At 65.9% G+C, this 15,182-nt stretch carries 16 protein-coding genes and 1 pseudogene; 10 read left to right on the plus strand and 7 right to left on the minus strand.

What is annotated here, in order from left to right; genetic code table 11:
• Both JWR89_RS22680 and JWR89_RS22685 read right to left on the minus strand, forming a co-directional pair.
• A pseudogene (locus JWR89_RS22680) lies at positions 1-185 on the minus strand (ABC transporter permease); the annotation flags it as partial.
• Positions 182-970: an ABC transporter ATP-binding protein gene (locus JWR89_RS22685; protein ID WP_299720341.1), complete on the minus strand. Its 789-nt coding sequence runs from the start codon at positions 968-970 to the stop codon at positions 182-184. The pseudogene JWR89_RS22680 and the gene JWR89_RS22685, both read right to left, overlap by 4 nt.
• 112 nt (positions 971-1,082) lie before the next feature.
• Between JWR89_RS22685 and JWR89_RS22690 the strand changes: the two genes are divergently transcribed.
• On the plus strand, positions 1,083-2,396 hold the full coding sequence (locus tag JWR89_RS22690; RefSeq protein ID WP_299720342.1) for an ActS/PrrB/RegB family redox-sensitive histidine kinase: 1,314 nt from the start codon (positions 1,083-1,085) through the stop codon (positions 2,394-2,396).
• Here the strand turns inward: JWR89_RS22690 and JWR89_RS22695 are convergent, their stop codons facing one another.
• A complete protein-coding gene (locus JWR89_RS22695) occupies positions 2,397-3,629 on the minus strand; it encodes an MFS transporter (RefSeq protein WP_299720343.1) in 1,233 nt (410 codons plus the stop codon). It abuts the gene before it with no gap.
• Between the two features lie 117 nt (positions 3,630-3,746).
• Positions 3,747-4,430, minus strand: coding sequence for a DUF938 domain-containing protein (locus JWR89_RS22700; RefSeq protein WP_299720345.1), 684 nt, complete (start codon positions 4,428-4,430; stop codon positions 3,747-3,749).
• 140 nt (positions 4,431-4,570) lie between these two features.
• Between JWR89_RS22700 and JWR89_RS22705 the strand changes: the two genes are divergently transcribed.
• Positions 4,571-5,614 (plus strand): MBL fold metallo-hydrolase, encoded by a 1,044-nt coding sequence (locus JWR89_RS22705; protein ID WP_299720347.1) that lies wholly within the window; start codon positions 4,571-4,573, stop codon positions 5,612-5,614.
• Positions 5,615-5,663: 49 nt separating this feature from the next.
• Positions 5,664-6,497, plus strand: a complete 834-nt coding sequence (locus JWR89_RS22710; protein ID WP_299720349.1) for a class II aldolase/adducin family protein — start codon at positions 5,664-5,666, stop codon at positions 6,495-6,497.
• Positions 6,498-6,518: 21 nt separating this feature from the next.
• Here JWR89_RS22710 and JWR89_RS22715 read toward each other — a convergent pair whose 3' ends face one another.
• Positions 6,519-7,568: a HoxN/HupN/NixA family nickel/cobalt transporter gene (locus tag JWR89_RS22715; protein ID WP_299720351.1), complete on the minus strand. Its 1,050-nt coding sequence runs from the start codon at positions 7,566-7,568 to the stop codon at positions 6,519-6,521.
• A gap of 218 nt (positions 7,569-7,786) precedes the next feature.
• Here JWR89_RS22715 and JWR89_RS22720 point away from each other — a divergent pair, with 218 nt between their 5' ends.
• Both JWR89_RS22720 and JWR89_RS22725 read left to right on the plus strand, forming a co-directional pair.
• On the plus strand, positions 7,787-8,023 hold the full coding sequence (locus JWR89_RS22720) for a transcriptional regulator (RefSeq protein WP_299720353.1): 237 nt from the start codon (positions 7,787-7,789) through the stop codon (positions 8,021-8,023).
• The gene (locus JWR89_RS22725) at positions 8,023-8,265 is read left to right on the plus strand and encodes a hypothetical protein (protein ID WP_299720355.1); all 243 of its coding nucleotides are present in this window, start codon (positions 8,023-8,025) and stop codon (positions 8,263-8,265) included. The genes JWR89_RS22720 and JWR89_RS22725 overlap by 1 nt, the downstream gene beginning before the upstream one ends.
• Before the next feature lie 7 nt (positions 8,266-8,272).
• On the opposite strand, the gene JWR89_RS22730 is transcribed toward JWR89_RS22725, so the two are convergent.
• A complete protein-coding gene (locus JWR89_RS22730; protein WP_299720357.1) occupies positions 8,273-8,539 on the minus strand; it encodes a hypothetical protein in 267 nt (88 codons plus the stop codon).
• Between the two features lie 147 nt (positions 8,540-8,686).
• Between JWR89_RS22730 and JWR89_RS22735 the strand changes: the two genes are divergently transcribed.
• The gene (locus tag JWR89_RS22735; RefSeq protein WP_299720359.1) at positions 8,687-8,827 is read left to right on the plus strand and encodes a hypothetical protein; all 141 of its coding nucleotides are present in this window, start codon (positions 8,687-8,689) and stop codon (positions 8,825-8,827) included.
• Positions 8,828-8,948: 121 nt separating this feature from the next.
• Here JWR89_RS22735 and JWR89_RS22740 read toward each other — a convergent pair whose 3' ends face one another.
• Complete coding sequence (locus JWR89_RS22740) at positions 8,949-10,211, minus strand: ATP-grasp domain-containing protein (RefSeq protein WP_299720361.1); 1,263 nt, start codon at positions 10,209-10,211, stop codon at positions 8,949-8,951.
• A gap of 170 nt (positions 10,212-10,381) precedes the next feature.
• Here JWR89_RS22740 and JWR89_RS22745 point away from each other — a divergent pair, with 170 nt between their 5' ends.
• The 4 genes from JWR89_RS22745 to JWR89_RS22760 form a co-directional block, all read left to right on the plus strand.
• On the plus strand, positions 10,382-11,605 hold the full coding sequence (locus tag JWR89_RS22745) for an MFS transporter (protein WP_299720363.1): 1,224 nt from the start codon (positions 10,382-10,384) through the stop codon (positions 11,603-11,605).
• 146 nt (positions 11,606-11,751) lie between these two features.
• Positions 11,752-12,405: an ABC transporter ATP-binding protein gene (locus JWR89_RS22750; protein ID WP_299720365.1), complete on the plus strand. Its 654-nt coding sequence runs from the start codon at positions 11,752-11,754 to the stop codon at positions 12,403-12,405.
• Complete coding sequence (locus JWR89_RS22755) at positions 12,402-14,864, plus strand: FtsX-like permease family protein (protein WP_299720367.1); 2,463 nt, start codon at positions 12,402-12,404, stop codon at positions 14,862-14,864. Before JWR89_RS22750 ends, JWR89_RS22755 begins: the two co-directional genes overlap by 4 nt.
• Positions 14,854-15,182, plus strand: a 329-nt coding sequence (locus tag JWR89_RS22760) for a lipocalin-like domain-containing protein (RefSeq protein ID WP_299720369.1), incomplete at its 3' end; no start/stop codon positions are given. The genes JWR89_RS22755 and JWR89_RS22760, both read left to right, overlap by 11 nt.

Here is a 15,182-nt window from a genome sequence, read left to right on the forward strand (position 1 = left end):
GCGAAGAACCCGGCATTCTGCGAGATGTAGCTTTGCAGGAAGCCCCAGGTGATGATCTGCAGCGCCGGCCAGTAGATCAGCTCCAGCATCCGCGGCCATGATGACACCAGCAGATACCAGTAGCGCAAGATCATCGCATTGACGCGGTGCACGGCGATACCGCGATAGGGCTCGGTCATGCTCATGGCGCGCGCTCCCGGCCGCGGGCGACATCGAGGAACACCTCTTCCAGAGTCGCGCGGTTATAGCGGACCAGAATGTTTTCCGGGCTGTCGTCGTCCTCGATGCGGCCGGTCTTCATGATGATGACCCGGTCGCACAGCCGCTCGACCTCCAGCATGTTGTGCGAGGCCAGCAGGATTGTGGCGTTGTGGGCGCGGCGGTAGGTCTCCAGATGCCGGCGAATCCAGTCCGCGGTGTCGGGATCGAGCGACGCGGTGGGCTCGTCGAGCAGCAGCAGCTCGGGCTGGTTGATCAGCGCCTTGGCCAGCGCGACGCGGGTCTTCTGCCCGGCCGACAGCTTGCCGTTGGCGCGGTCGAGAAAATCCTTGAGGTCGAGATCCTCGGCGAGCTGCGCGATGCGCCCGCGCAGGTCCGGCACCGCATAGAGCTTGCCGAACACCGTCAGGTTCTGGCGGACCGTGAGCCGCATCGGCATGTCCACATAGGGACTCTCGAAATTCATCCGGCCGAGCACGTCGGCGCTCTGCCCGGGCATCGCGCAGCCAAGCACCGAGACCCGGCCGGAGGTCGGCAGCACCAGCCCCATGATCATCGCGATGGTGGTGGTCTTGCCGGCGCCGTTGCCGCCGAGCAACCCGGTGATGCTGCCGCGCGCGATGGAGAACGACACGTCGTCCACCGCCCGCGTGGTCTTGTAGATCTTGACCAGGTGCGCGACCTCGATCGCGGCGGAGGTCGCCGTGGCGGTCGCGGGCCGTTCGGGGGACTGGGCGAGTTCGATCGTCATGCGCGCCGTTCCTAGCGGCATCTCGACGCAAAGCGCAAGCCTTTGGCCGATCAACATGTTGCCGGGACAGCCGGATTTGTGGTCGGCGCAGCGCCCGTCTAATGTCGCAGACATGACCGACATCGCCGCCTCCGACTTCCGCCATCCGCGCCGCCATGTCCGCCTCGACACGATTCTGCGGCTGCGCTGGCTCGCGGCGCTGGGGCAGCTCGCGGCGATCTTCATCGTCGTGCAGGGCCTCGATTTCGACCTCCCGATCATTCCCTGCCTGACCATCATCAGCATCTCGGCGGCGCTAAACCTCGTGCTGCAGATGCTGTTCAACCCGATGCAGCGGCTGGAACCGCGCTACGCCGCGGCGCTGCTCGCGCTCAACATCGGCGAACTGGCCGCGCTGCTGTATTTCACCGGCGGACTGCAGAACCCGTTCTCGTTCCTGTTCCTGGCGCCGGTGCTGATCTCGGCAACGGCGCTACCGACCCGACTGACCATTGCGCTTGGCGTGTTCGCCGCGGCCTGCGCCACGGTGCTCGGCTGGTTCCATTTGCCGCTGCCATGGGATGCCGACGAGCCGCTAGTGCTGCCGCAGATCTATCTGCTCGGGGTCTGGCTCTCGATCCTGACCGCGATCGGCGTCACCAGCCTGTATGCGTTTCAGGTCACCGAGGAAGCGCGCAAGCTGTCCGACGCGCTGGCCGCCACCGAACTGGTTCTGACGCGGGAGCAGCATTTGACTCAGATCGACGGCCTCGCCGCCGCCGCCGCGCACGAGCTGGGCACGCCGCTATCGACCATCTTCCTGATCGCGCGCGAGCTGGAAAAGACGGTGCACGACAATCCACTGATCGCCGACGATCTCAAGACCTTGCGCGAGCAGGCGCAGCGCTGTCGGGACATTCTCTCCAAGATCACCCAGCTGAATTCCGGCGGCGCGCCGTTCGACCGGATGCGGCTCTCCACGCTGATCGAGGAAGCGGTGGCGCCGCATCGCGATTTTGGCATCGCGATCAAAGTCCGCATCGCGGTCGCCGGCGCCGTCGAGCCGGTCGGCATGCGCAACCCCGCGATCCTCTACGGCGTTGGCAACATCCTGGAAAACGCCGTCGATTTCGCCCGCGAGACGGTCGAGGTCAACGCATGGTGGAATGCCGACAGCATCGTGATCTCGATCTCCGACGACGGGCCGGGGATTCCGCCGGACCTCCTGAAGCGGATCGGCGAGCCCTATCTGTCGCGCCGGCGCGGCGAAGATTCCGGCGAACACGGCGGACTCGGGCTCGGCGTGTTCATCGCCCGCACCTTGCTGGAACGCACCGGCGCCCGGGTCTCGTTCAGCAACCGGGTGTTTCCCGACCACGGCGCCGTGGTACAGATCTCCTGGCCGCGTGAAAGCTTCGAAACCCTGGAGCGCCCGTTCGAGGACTGATCAGATCGCCGGATCGGCGATGATCGCCTGCTGCGCCCGGCGCTTGGCGAATCCGGCCAGCGCCAGCACCGCGAGCCCCAGCAGGATTGGCGGAAATACCACGGCGTTGACCGTCGGCCAGCCATAGTTCGCGAGCAACTGGCCGGACGAGAACGAGCCCACCGCCATCACGCCGAACACCAGGAAATCGTTGAACGCCTGCACCTTGTTGCGTTCCTGCGGGCGGTGGGTTTCCAGCACCAGCGCGGAAGCCCCAATGAAGCCGAAATTCCAGCCGACGCCGAGCACCACCAGGCCGCTCCAGAAATGCATCGCGGTGATGCCGGAGATGCCAATCACCGCCGCCAGCGCTTCCAGGGCCAGGCCGACGGCGACCACGCGCGGCGCGCCGAAGCGGGCGATCAGCGATCCCGTGAAAAAGCTCGGCCCGTACATCGCCACGATGTGCCACTGGATGCCGAAATTGGAATCGGTGAGGCTGAGCCCGCAGATCTTCATCGCCAACGGCGCCGAGGTCATCACCAGATTCATCATCGAATACGACACCACGCCGCAGATCGCGGCGGCGATAAAGCGCGGCTGCCGCGCGATGTCGAGCAACGGGCGCCCGCCATGCAGGTCGGCCGGCGCCGGCTTCGGCGCATCGACGGTGGTCAGCAGCGCCATCGCAACCAGCGCCACCACGGCCTGCGCCGCAAAGCTGAAAGCGAACAGATAGGGCGGCCAGATGTCCATGGTCCACTGCACCAGTTGCGGACCGAGCACGCCGGCGAACACGCCGCCGGCCATCACCCACGACACCGCCTTCGGCCGATACGCCGCACTGGCGCCATCCGCCGCCGCGAAACGATAGGACTGCGCCACCGCACCGTAGAACCCGCCGAAGAAGGTCGCGCAACAGAACAGCGCGAACGAAGCATTGAGAATGGCGACGGCGCCGAGCACGCCGCACAAGGCGCCGGAGCCGCTGCCGATGATGAAGGCGACGCGGCGGCCATAGGCGCGCGAAATGATGCCGACCGGCAAGGTGCCGCAAGCGAGGCCAACGACGTAGACCGAGATCGGCACGGTGGCCAGCGCTGCGCTCGGCGCCAGGGTCGCGCCGACGATCGCGCCGGTGGCGAAGATGACCGCCGAATTGGCGCCGCCCAGCGCCTGTGCTGCCGCCAGCTTGCGCACGTTGGAGCGGGCGCGGGCATCGTCGGATATCTCAGCAGCAGTGACGTCGATCATCGGCATTTCCGCCCGGATATGGCCCGGTGCAATCCGGGCTGTTATTTCGGGCGGACTATGACGGCGGCGGTCCGGTCGATCAACCAACGCCGGCGCGGGTGCGCCATGCGCCTTGCCTTAGGTCGAGGCGACGCGACCGAACACCAGGATCAGGTTATTGGCGGGCATCTCCTGGGTGTCGGTCAGCGTCAGGCCGACGCCCACGGCCACCTGCTCCAGTTCGGCGATGTCGCGCACGCCCCATTCAGGATTGCCGTTGCGCAGGCTGCTGTCGAACACCGCATTGCTGTCCGCGGTATGCCTGCCGTGACGCTTGAACGGTCCGTAGATGAATAGCCGCCCGTCCGGCCGCAGATATCTGGCGGCGCCGGCGATCAGGCCTTCGGCCACCGGCCACGGCGCGATGTGGACAACGTTAGCGCAGAACACCGCCAGCAACGGTCCGGGACCGCTGCCGTCTCTCATCTGCGGACACCAAGAGGGGTCGGCGAGGTCGATGCGCAGGGGAGCGCGGACGTTGCCGAGATGTGCGTGCGCGGACCACGCTTTGATGCTCTTCAGATGCGCCGCGTTGAGGTCGCTCGGCCACCAGGTGAGCTCAGGACTGCGGCCGGCGAAATCCACCACATGCTGCCCGGTACCGCTGCCGACTTCGACGACGTCGCCGGACTGGCCGATAAGATACGGCGCAAGCGCGGCCCAGATCGCCTCATGGTTGCGGTGGAACGCCGCCGCATCGAGGCGTCCGTCGGGCTCGACGCGCCCGCCATCCTTGCCGAATTCAACCACATATTCCGCCACGCCACATCCTCGCCAGATCGTGCCAAGAGGCCAGTCTAGCAGCATTGCCATCCGGCGAAAACGCATCGCGCCGAGCACCGATATTCGGCTAGCATCGCGTCGTCGCCGAGTCTTTGGACCGCGATCACCTCGGAGCCCGCATGATCTTTCGCCAATTGTTCGACAGCGTTTCCGGCACCTACAGCTACCTGCTCGCCAGCCGCGCCGGCGGCGAGGCGCTGATTCTCGATCCAGTGCTGGAAAAGGTCGATCGCTACTGCCAGTTGCTGCGCGAACTCGACCTCAAGCTGGTCAAGGCGGTCGATACCCATCTCCATGCCGACCACGTCACTGGCCTTGCCGAGCTGCGCGACCGCACCCAGTGCGTCACCATCATGGGCGAGCAGAGCAAGGCCGACGTGGTGGCCATGCGCGTCGCCGACGGCGACAAGGTGCGGATCGAGGGCGTCAGCCTCGACGTCATGTATACGCCGGGCCACACCGACGATTCCTACAGCTATCTGATGGGCGACCGCGTCTTCACCGGCGATACGCTGCTGATCCGCGGCACCGGCCGCACCGATTTCCAGAACGGCAGCGCGCGGGCGCAGTACGATTCGCTGTTCGGCCGGCTGCTCAAGCTGCCTGACGAGACGATGGTTTTTCCGGCGCATGACTACAAGGGCGACACCGTCTCCACCATCGGCGAGGAGAAGCGCTACAATCCGCGGCTGCAGGTGAAGTCGGTCGAGGACTACATCGAGCTGATGAACAACCTCAATCTGCCGAATCCAAAACTGATGGACGTGGTAATGCCCGCCAACATGCATGTCGGCCTGAAGCAGGACGAACTGGCGCGGCAGGGCCTCGCGATCAGCGCCCGGGATGCGATCGCGCGGCTCGGCGATCCCGGCATCCTGCTGGTCGACCTGCGCGAGGACGGCGAACGCGCCCGGCACGGCGTACTGTCCGGCGCGCTGCATGCGCCCTACCCCACGATATCGGACAACCTGAAGCCGGGCGGCATGCTGCGCGAAGTCGCCAACGCCGCCGGGCGCCGCATCGTGTTCGTCTGCGCCTTCGGCGAGCGCTCGGCGATGGCGGTGAAGGCCGCCAACGATGCGGGCCTGACCAATGCCGCGCATCTCGATGGCGGCATCGATGCCTGGAAGAAGGCGGGCGGCCCGATAGCCACCAGCAGCTAGCCAAACGACATACAAAACACCGCAAAGCGGGTAATTTGGGAGGGACGCGATGAAGGTTCTCAATTTGGCCAAGCAGGCGCTATTGGCCGCTTCGCTGTGTTCCGCTGCACTGCAGCCCGCTAATGCCCAGACCACAACACCTGCGCCTGCTCCCGCGTCGGGCGGGCCGGTCGATGCCGCCTCGATGCAGGATCTGGTGCTCGCCAACCGGGTGCTCACCGACCTCAACGTGATCGACGGCTTCGGCCATGTCAGCATGCGGCATCCGGCGAATCCGAACCGCTACCTGATGGGCCGCTCGGTGGCGCCGGCATTGGTCGTCGCCGATGACATCCTGGAATACGACCTCGATTCCAATCCGGTCGATGCCAGGGGACGCGCCAGCTTTCTCGAGCGCTTCATCCACGGCGAGATCTACAGAGCGCGGCCGGACGTGATGGCCATCGTCCATACCCATTCGCCCGGCGTGATCCCGTTCAGCGTTTCCAGCGTGCCGCTGCGGCCGGTGTTTCACCTCGGCGCCTTCCTGTCCCCCGGCGTGCCGGTGTTCGAGATCCGCGACAGCGCCGGCCAGAGCAACATGCTGGTGAGCAACCCGGCGCTTGGCAAGGCGCTGGCGACCACGCTCGGAGAAAGCAACGTCGCACTGATGCGCGGCCATGGCAGCGTCGTCGTCGCGGCGACCCTTCCGATGGCGGTGTTCCGCGCGCATTACAGCAACGTCAACGCGCAGCTGCAGACGCAGGCGATGTCGCTCGGCGGTCCGGTCACCTATATGGAGCCCGAGGAAAGCAAAAAGACGCTGGGCGTGATCGACCAGATCCACGGCCGCGCCTGGGACCTGTGGAAGCGCGCGGCGCTGGAAAAGATGCCCGGTAAGTAATGCCGTCACATCCGGTCGCGCTCAGTGCACGCGGACCTCGATGTCGTCGTAGCCCTTGAGGCGATAGACGATCACCGAGATCATCCAGCTCACGATGAAGATCGCGATGATTAGATAGCCGAGTGCGCCGAAGTTTTCGTTCAGCGCCTCGATGCCACGCCAGAAGCCGCCGGACAGATCGAGCTTGCGGCCGATCAGGCCGAGCGCCTCGACGCCGCCGATCACCAGAGCCACGATCACCGACACCAGCGTGATGGTCATGTTGTAGTACAGCTTGCGGATCGGCTTGATGAAGGCCCAGCCATAGGCGCGCACCATCAGCACGGCGTCGGTGGTGTCGACCAGCGACATGCCGGCGGTGAACAGCGCCGGGAATACCAGGATCGACCACATCGACATGCCCTCAGCGCCCTGCGCTGCGGAAATGCCCAGCAGCGCGATTTCGGTGGCGGTGTCGAAACCGAGCCCGAACAGGATGCCCAGCGGGTACATGTGCCAGCTTTTCGAGATGATGGAGAACAGCGAGCGCAGCGCGCGGCCGATGATGCCGCGCTGCGCCAACAGGATGTCGAGATCCTCCTCGATGAAACGTTCGCCCCGCTTCACCGCCGTGAACAGCCGATACACCGACACCAGAATGACGATATTGGCCAGCGCTACCACCAGCAGGAAGAATGCCGACACGCCGGTGCCGATCAGCCCGCCGATTTCCTTGAAGCTCTCGAACTTCGACTGCAGTGCCGAGACGGCCAGCGCCACAAAGATCGAAGCCACGACCACCACGGTCGAATGGCCGAGCGCAAAGAACAAGCCGACCGAAATGGGCCGCTTGCCGGACTGCATCAGCTTGCGCGTCACATTGTCGATGGCGGCGATGTGATCGGCGTCCACCGCGTGGCGCAGGCCGAAGGTGTAGGCCAGCAGCGCGGTGCCGAGCAGCACCGGCTGGTCGCGGAACGCGATCAGAGCCCAGAGCCAGGTCAGCAGATTCAGCGGTATCAGAATGGCGTAAATGGCGAGGGTACGGCTGCGCAGATTGTCGGCGCCGTCGTCGAAAAGCGTGCGGATCATGGGGATAATGCGGTCCGTGTTACCGGCTGGAGTGTCTCAGGAAGGCGCTTCCAGTGCAACATCGCCCGCCGCGGCCGGAGAACGCAGTGCGGAAGGCCGGCACTTAACCGCAAGAGCCCTTAAATGACCCGGCGGGGTGCCTTTGCCCGGATGTTTTGTGGTAGGACTGGCGCAGCAATAGCCGAAGCGTACGCCGCACGGCCAAATTTGAGGCAATCATGGATACCGAGCCGGAACCGAAGACCCCCGCCGAGATGAAAGAGATTCGGCTGAATCGTAAGCTCGCGCAGGAGACCGAAGGCATCAAGGCGATGGCCGACATCGCCGCCGCCGACATCGCGATCCGCAAGCGCACCGAAAGCCTGCGCGCGGAGCGTCTGGCCCGCGAGGCCGAAGCACTGGCCAATCCGCCCGAGCCGAAGGCCAAGCCCGCCAAGAAAAAGAAAGCCACCTGATGGCCAAGGACGAAGGCAAGACCGTCAAGGCCGAGCGCGACGCGGCCGCCAAGGCCGTGATCGACAACATGGCCAAGCTGAAGGCGCAGCGGCTCGCCCGCGAGGCGTTAGCGCCGCCGGTGGTGGTGGCGAAGAAGAAGAAATCAGCGGCAGCGACGAAGCCGGGTAGCAAATCGGCTGAGAAGACCCCGGCGCTGGCCGCCTGGCTTGCCGGTCAGCAGAGTGGCGGCCGCCGGACCTGAGACCTGATCAGACGACCGGGGCAGTGGCGGCCGGGGCCGGGGCCGGCCATTCGATCATGGTGCGGGTCTTGGTCGCGGAATCGTAGACCTGGATCTGCAGCATCTGGTAGGCGTTCTTCAGCTTCATGCCGGCTTCTTCAGCGGCTTCCACCGTGTCGTGGTGCGACTTGAAATGGCCATCGACCACCAGCGAATAGCCTTCGGTCGGCGCCCGGTCGGCGCGGACGATCTTGCGCGCCTGCGGTTCGTCCATTTCGATCTTCGGCTTTTTCATCGTTACTCCGGTAGGTAGGATTATGAGATTGGCCCCCGTTTACACGGAACAGCGGAAAAAGGCAGGGGCAATTGCGGGATGGAAACAGTATCGGCTTCAATATCGGTCCAATTGAGGTCGATGCGCGCAATTCAGACAGGTATCAGCATGAACGGGCGAATCAGCGAGCCAGAGAACAAGGACGATCGCAAGCCGCCACCGGCGCCCCCACCGCCTCCCGAGATCGAGGAGGAAGACGGCGACATCGCCACACCCAAACGCGACCGCGACGACGAAGCGCCCGAGTAGCGATTTTTGCCCCCGACGCGACGCGATGCAGCCATCGTAGGGTGGGCAAAGGCGCGCTTGCGCCGCGCCCGCCATCGCGCGCCTTGAAAATTGTGGTGGGCACGCTTCGCTTTGCCCCCCCCTACGACGATGACGGAATGTCGCGCTCGATTATGCGGATGCAACTGGCGTCGAGCAAATGGTCGCCCCACCCGCGTTGGGCGAGGCGCCGCGCCGATTTCGGCGACGCCAGCAATAGCAGCGCCGTTATCGCCAGCGGCACCGCGCTGAGCCCATCGAGCCGAACCGGCGTCAGTTCCTCGACGCTGCCGGTATAGGCGCCGCGATGGCGCAGCAGGTCGCGGCAGGTGCGCAACACATCGCGCCGCGTGCCGCCGCGCAAGGCGACGCCGAGCAGCGCCTGCATCGCCTGATGGGTGACGATGCCGTCGCGGCCATCCGGCGCCACCGGTGGTCTCTCGCCGAGCGATACTTGCAGCAGCAGATCGACCAGATCGACGCCGGCGAGATATGCCGTCATCGGTTCCACCAGCCGCGGATTGGCATCGATATAGAATGGCCCCGAGCCATCCTCCGGCATGATGAAGTCGATCGACAGCGCGCCATGCCAGTCGAGATGCCGGCCGATCAAAGCGAGATCGGCGCGGACGCGGTCGCGGCGCACGCTTTGCTTGATGGCGTCGCCGCCGCCGGCGCCCTCCGCGATCTGCCGATAGGCGTGAAAGCCGAGCAGTTCGCCGCGATGAAAGATCGCCTGGGCTTTTTCCGTGGCACCCGCGACCAGCGCCTGGACCAGCACCTCACCGGCAAAACCATCGACGGCCTCGATCTCCTGCACTGCGCGATTCAGATCGATGGCTTCGCGAACCATCCATACGCCACGACTGGCAGTGCCGATGGCGGTCTTGACCACGCAGGGATAGCGGACAGCCGCGCGCAGTTCTGCGGCGGAAGTGACGATGCGGGTTGGCGGCTGCGGCAGGCTGAGCGTTTCGAGCACGCGGCTGAAGCCGGCCTTGCCATGCACGGTCCGGTAGCTCTCAAAGGCCGGCAGCGCCAGGCCCGTCCGATCGACAAGGCGCCCCTGCACTTTCGCGAACAAATAGCCCTGCTCGTGGATCGGCAACAGCACGTCGAAACGCTGCTTCTCCAACAATTGCTCGGCAAAGCGCAGGAAGCCGGCCGGATCGTTCCGCATCGGCGGGCAGCGATGATATTTCGCGACGAAGCGCGAGAATCGCGCCAGCCCGAACCGCGCGGGATCGCAGATCTCGATGTGGTGGCCGGCGAGGCCCAGCATGGTGACGGCCTCGCGCGCCGAGGTGCTGTTGCCCTCGGAAAGCAGGATGCGCAGTGGCCTAAAATGAGTGCGAGACGCCATCATGCCCAATCATTTCGCATTACCGGCACGTTGTCGCGGTTGGCGAAGCCGCAGGCTGGCGCCCTGCACGCACCGCAACGGCTGCATGCCGCAGCGTTCATGGACAAGCAACCGCTGCCGATCTACGGGTAGGCAAGCTTCGCGCCGGCAAGAAAACACGGGTGGAAACTGCAATGGTCGATCTTCCGGCCGCGACACATGATGCCCCGGCGGATTCGGCGCTGCGCACCCTCGGCGCGATCTCCACGGCGCATTGGGTCAGCCACTTCCACATCTTCGTGCTGCCGATGCTGTTCCCGTTCCTCAAGGACCGGCTCGGCGTCAGCTACATCGACCTTGGCCTCGCGCTGACCGTCTTCGCGGTGGTCTCCGGCCTGACCCAGGCGCCGATCGGCTATCTGGTCGATCGCATCGGCGCACGAAAAATCCTGATCCTCGGCATGACGCTCGGCGGCTGCGCGCTGATCGCGTTGGGCCTGCATCTCAGCTATCCTACACTGATCGTCTGCGCCGCGCTGCTGGGACTGGCCAACAGCGTCTATCACCCTGCCGACTATGCGATCCTCTCGGCGCATATGGACGTGGCCCGGATGGGACGGGCGTTTTCAATCCACAGCTTCGCCGGGTTTTTCGGCGGCGCGGTGGCGCCGGCGATCATGGCGGCGCTGGTCGCCAGCGTCGGTGGCGCCAGCGCGCTGATCGTCGCCGGGCTGATCGGCCTCGCCGTGGCGCTGATGCTGGTGGTGGTCGGGATTCCCGATGCGGGCGCCATGCACGACGACGTCGATGGCACACCCGCAGCGAAGATCAGCATGATGACCCCCGCGATTCTGCTGCTGACGGTTTTCTTCACGCTGCTGGCGCTGTCGCAGAACGGCATCAACAGCTTCGGCATCGTGGCGCTGATGACCGGCTACGGCAGTTCGTTCTCGTCAGCCAATATCGCGCTGACCGCCTATCTCGGCTGCAGCGCGGTCGGCGTGCTGGTCGGCGGCGTGCTCGCCGACCGCACCGTTCGTCACAGCCAGATCGCCGCGGGCTGCTTCGCCGTCAATGCGGCGATCGTGTTCACGATCGCCGCGGTGACGCTGCCTACGCTGGCGCTGGCGCTCACCATGGCGGTAGCCGGGTTCCTCAGCGGCGTGATCGTGCCGTCGCGCGACATGCTGGTGCGCAACGCCGCCCCCGCGGGCGCCGCCGGCCGCGCCTTCGGCATCGTCTCCACCGGCTTCAATTTCGGCGGCATCCTCAGCCCGCTGCTGTTCGGCTGGTTCATGGATCACGCGCTGCCGCACTGGGTGTTCGGCGCTTCCGCGGCCTTCATGGCGGCGACGGTGCTGCTGGCGCTGGTGTCGGAACGGAAGCCCTCCGGGTCGTTCCGGACAAGTGAGCGATAGCGAGCGCAGATCCGGAACCCATACGCTCTGTCTGCGCGGTTTGGCGTGGGGCTAGTGGAGTGGCATCCTTCAGCGCGCCCGACGAAGGCTATGGGTCCCCGCCTTCGCGGGGACGACACTGAGAGAGTCTGTTACAGTCCCTCGGCATGCTCACCGTCCGCCATCTCACCAAATCCTATCGCTCGGCCCAGGAACAGGTCGCCGTGTTGCGCGGCGTCGATCTCGATGTCGCTGCCGGCGAAAGCGTGGCGCTGACCGGTGAATCCGGCAGCGGCAAAAGCACGCTGCTGCACCTGATCGCGGGGCTCGATCAGGCCGACGGCGGCGACATCACGCTGGAGAATGTCGTCACCACCGGCCTGCCCGATGCCGCCCGCGCGGCGCTGCGGCGCGACCGGCTCGGCCTCGTGTTCCAGCAATTCAACCTGATCCCGAGCCTGAACGTCGCCGACAACCTCGCGTTCCAGTCGCGCATTGCCGGCCGCCACGATGCCGTCTGGCAAGACGAACTAGTCGAGCGCCTCGGTCTCGCTGCGCTGTTGAAGCGCTATCCCGAACAGTTGTCCGGCGGTCAGCAGCAGCGCGTCGCCATCGGCCGCGCGCTGGCGTCAAAACCGCTGCTGTTGCTGGCCGACGAGCCTACCGGCAATCTCGACGAGGAAACCGCCGATAGCGTCCTGAGCCTGGCGCGTGACCTGGTGGCGCGCACCGGCTGCGGCTTCCTGATGGTCACGCATAGCGCGCGGCTCGCCGCCACGCTGGACCGGCAGGTGCAACTGCATGCTGGCTTGATCCGGTGAAACGCGCGTCGTGGATTCTTGCGGTGCTGCTGAGCCACTGGCGCCGGCATCCGATGCAATTGGCCACCTTGCTGGTCGGGTTGATTGCCGCCACCGCGTTGTGGAGCGGCGTGCAGGCGCTCAACCAGCAGGCCCGCGCCAGCTACGACCGCGCCGCCGCGACCTTCGGCGGCGCGCGCACCGCGATGCTGGTCGGCCGCGACCGCGCGGCGGTGTCGCAAGACCTGTTCGTCGATCTGCGCCGCGCGGGCTGGCCGGTATCGCCGATGCTGGAAGGTCGCGTGCCAATCGGCGGCCGCACGATTCGGCTGCTCGGCATCGAGCCGGTGACATTGCCGGTGGAAGCGAGCGCCACCGCCGAAGTCGGCAAAGGAGGCGTGCAGGCCTTCATTACGCCGCCGGGGCAGACGCTGATTTCACCGGAGACACTGGCCGATCTCGGGCTCATGGAAGGCGCGACGCCCGCGATCGGTGACGCACTGAAGCTGCCGCCGCTGCGGGTGCAGCCGCAGCTAGTGCAGGGCGTGCTGGTGGTCGATATCGGCATCGCGCAAACCTTGCTGAAAATGCCCGGCCAGATTTCGCGGCTGCTGATCGGCAAGGCCAACGGCCCACGCGCACCGCTCGAACAGGTGACCGGAAATCAATTACGTCAGGTCGAGCCCGATGCCGAGACCGACCTCGAACGGCTCACCGACAGCTTCCATCTCAACCTCACCGCCTTCGGACTGCTGTCGTTCGTCGTCGGCCTGTTCATCGTCAATTCCGCCATCGGCCTCGGCTTCGAGCAGCGATTGCCGATGCTGCGCACGCTGCGCGCCTGCGGCGTGTCGGCGCGATTGCTCAACACCGTGTTGCTAGTCGAACTGGTGTCGATCGCGGTGGTCGCCGGGTTGATCGGGCTGGTGTGCGGCTACTTCATCGCCGCGTCATTGCTGCCGGATGTCGCCGCCAGCCTGCGCGGGCTGTATGGCGCGACGATCCCCGGCCAACTGACCCCGAAGCCGGAATGGTGGCTGGCAGGGCTCGCTATTTCGGTGCTCGGCGCGCTCGCGGCGGCCACGTCGAGCCTGTTGAAGGCGGTGCGGCTGCCGCTGCTGGCAGCGGCGCAGCCTTATGCCTGGCAGCAGGCGCAGAGCCGCTGGCTGACGTTGCAGGGCGCGCTGGCGGCGATCGTGCTGACGGGTGCGGCCGGTGTGCTGTTGCTCGGTGACTCCTTGATTGCTGGCTTCGTCGTGCTCGCCGCGCTGCTGATCGGCGCGGCGCTGGCACTGCCGGTGATTCTGGGCCTCGTGCTGGCGTTGGGCGAACGCAGCACGCGACGGCCGCTCACAAAATGGTTCTGGGCCGACAGCCGGCTGCAGCTTTCGGGATTGTCGCTGGCGCTAATGGCGCTGCTGCTGGCGCTCGCGGTCAATGTCGGCGTCGGCACCATGGTGGAAAGTTTCAGCCGCACGTTTACGGGATGGCTCGATGGCCGGCTCGCTGCGGAGATTTATCTCAATGCGTCGAGCGAACAACAGGCGGTCGAAATCAAGCGCTGGCTGAAGCCGCGGCCGGAAGTGAAGGCGGTGCTGCCGGGCAGCCGCACCGATGTGCAGCTCTCAGGCCTGCCAGTTGAAGTGCTGGGCTTCGCTGATCATGCCACCTATCGCCAGCAATGGCCGCTGCTGGAGGCGACCAGCGATGCGTGGGACCGCGTGCGTTCCGGCGATGCGGCGTTCATCAGCGAGCAGTTGTCGCGGCGGCTGAAGCTGGGCGTCGGCGATCGCCTTGAAGTGCCCGCGCTCTCGGGCAACTGGCAGCTCCAGATCGTCGGCATCTATGCCGATTACGGCAATCCCAAGGGACAGCTCGGCGTCAATATCGACGCGCTGGTGAACCGCTTCCCCGCCATTTCGCAGACCCGGATGGGGCTGCGCGTTCAGCCTGCCGATGTGCCCGCATTGATCGCCGCGATCCAGCAGCAGTTCGGGCTCGACGGCCGCAACCTGGCCGACCAGGCCACGGTGAAGGCGGAATCGCTGCGCATCTTCAACCGCACCTTTGCCGTGACCGCCGCGTTGAACGCCTTCACGCTAGGCGTCGCCGGCGTGGCGCTGCTGACCAGCCTGCTCACCTTGAGCAATTCGCGGTTGCCGCAACTGGCGCCGCTATGGGCGATCGGTATTACCCGGCGGCGGCTGGCCGGCATCGAGCTGCTGAAGACGCTGTCGGTGGCACTAATCACCGCGCTGCTGGCGCTGCCGCTCGGGCTTGCAGTGGCGTGGTGTTTGATCGCGGTGGTGAATGTGAAGGCGTTCGGCTGGCGGCTGCCGTTCAATGTATTTCCGCTGCAACTGATCCAGTTGCTCGGCGTGGCGATGCTGGCGTCGCTGCTGGCGGCCTTGCTGCCGATCGTCAAACTGCTGCGGATGCAGCCGGCGAAGCTGGTGAAGGTGTTTGCCGATGAACGATAGCCGCCTCACGCGCCGCATGTTTGCCGGCGGCCTCGCCGCGCTCGGCCTCGGCGGCGCGCGCGCGATGGCGCAAGGCTTTGCCGGGCTGGGCCGCGATGCCGACGGCTTTGCCAGCGTGGTGCCCGGCCGCGCGCTGGTGTTCCCGGCGGACCATGGCCCGCATCCGGAGTATCGCATCGAATGGTGGTATCTCACGGCCAACCTTGTCGATGCCGCCGGCGCCGCCTACGGCGCGCAATGGACGCTGTTTCGCCAGGCGATGGCGCCGGGCGCGCAGGGCGAAGGCTGGGCCAATCCGCAGATCTGGATGGGGCACGC

The sequence above is a fragment of the Tardiphaga sp. genome, assembly GCF_028290785.1.
Lineage (GTDB): Bacteria > Pseudomonadota > Alphaproteobacteria > Rhizobiales > Xanthobacteraceae > Tardiphaga.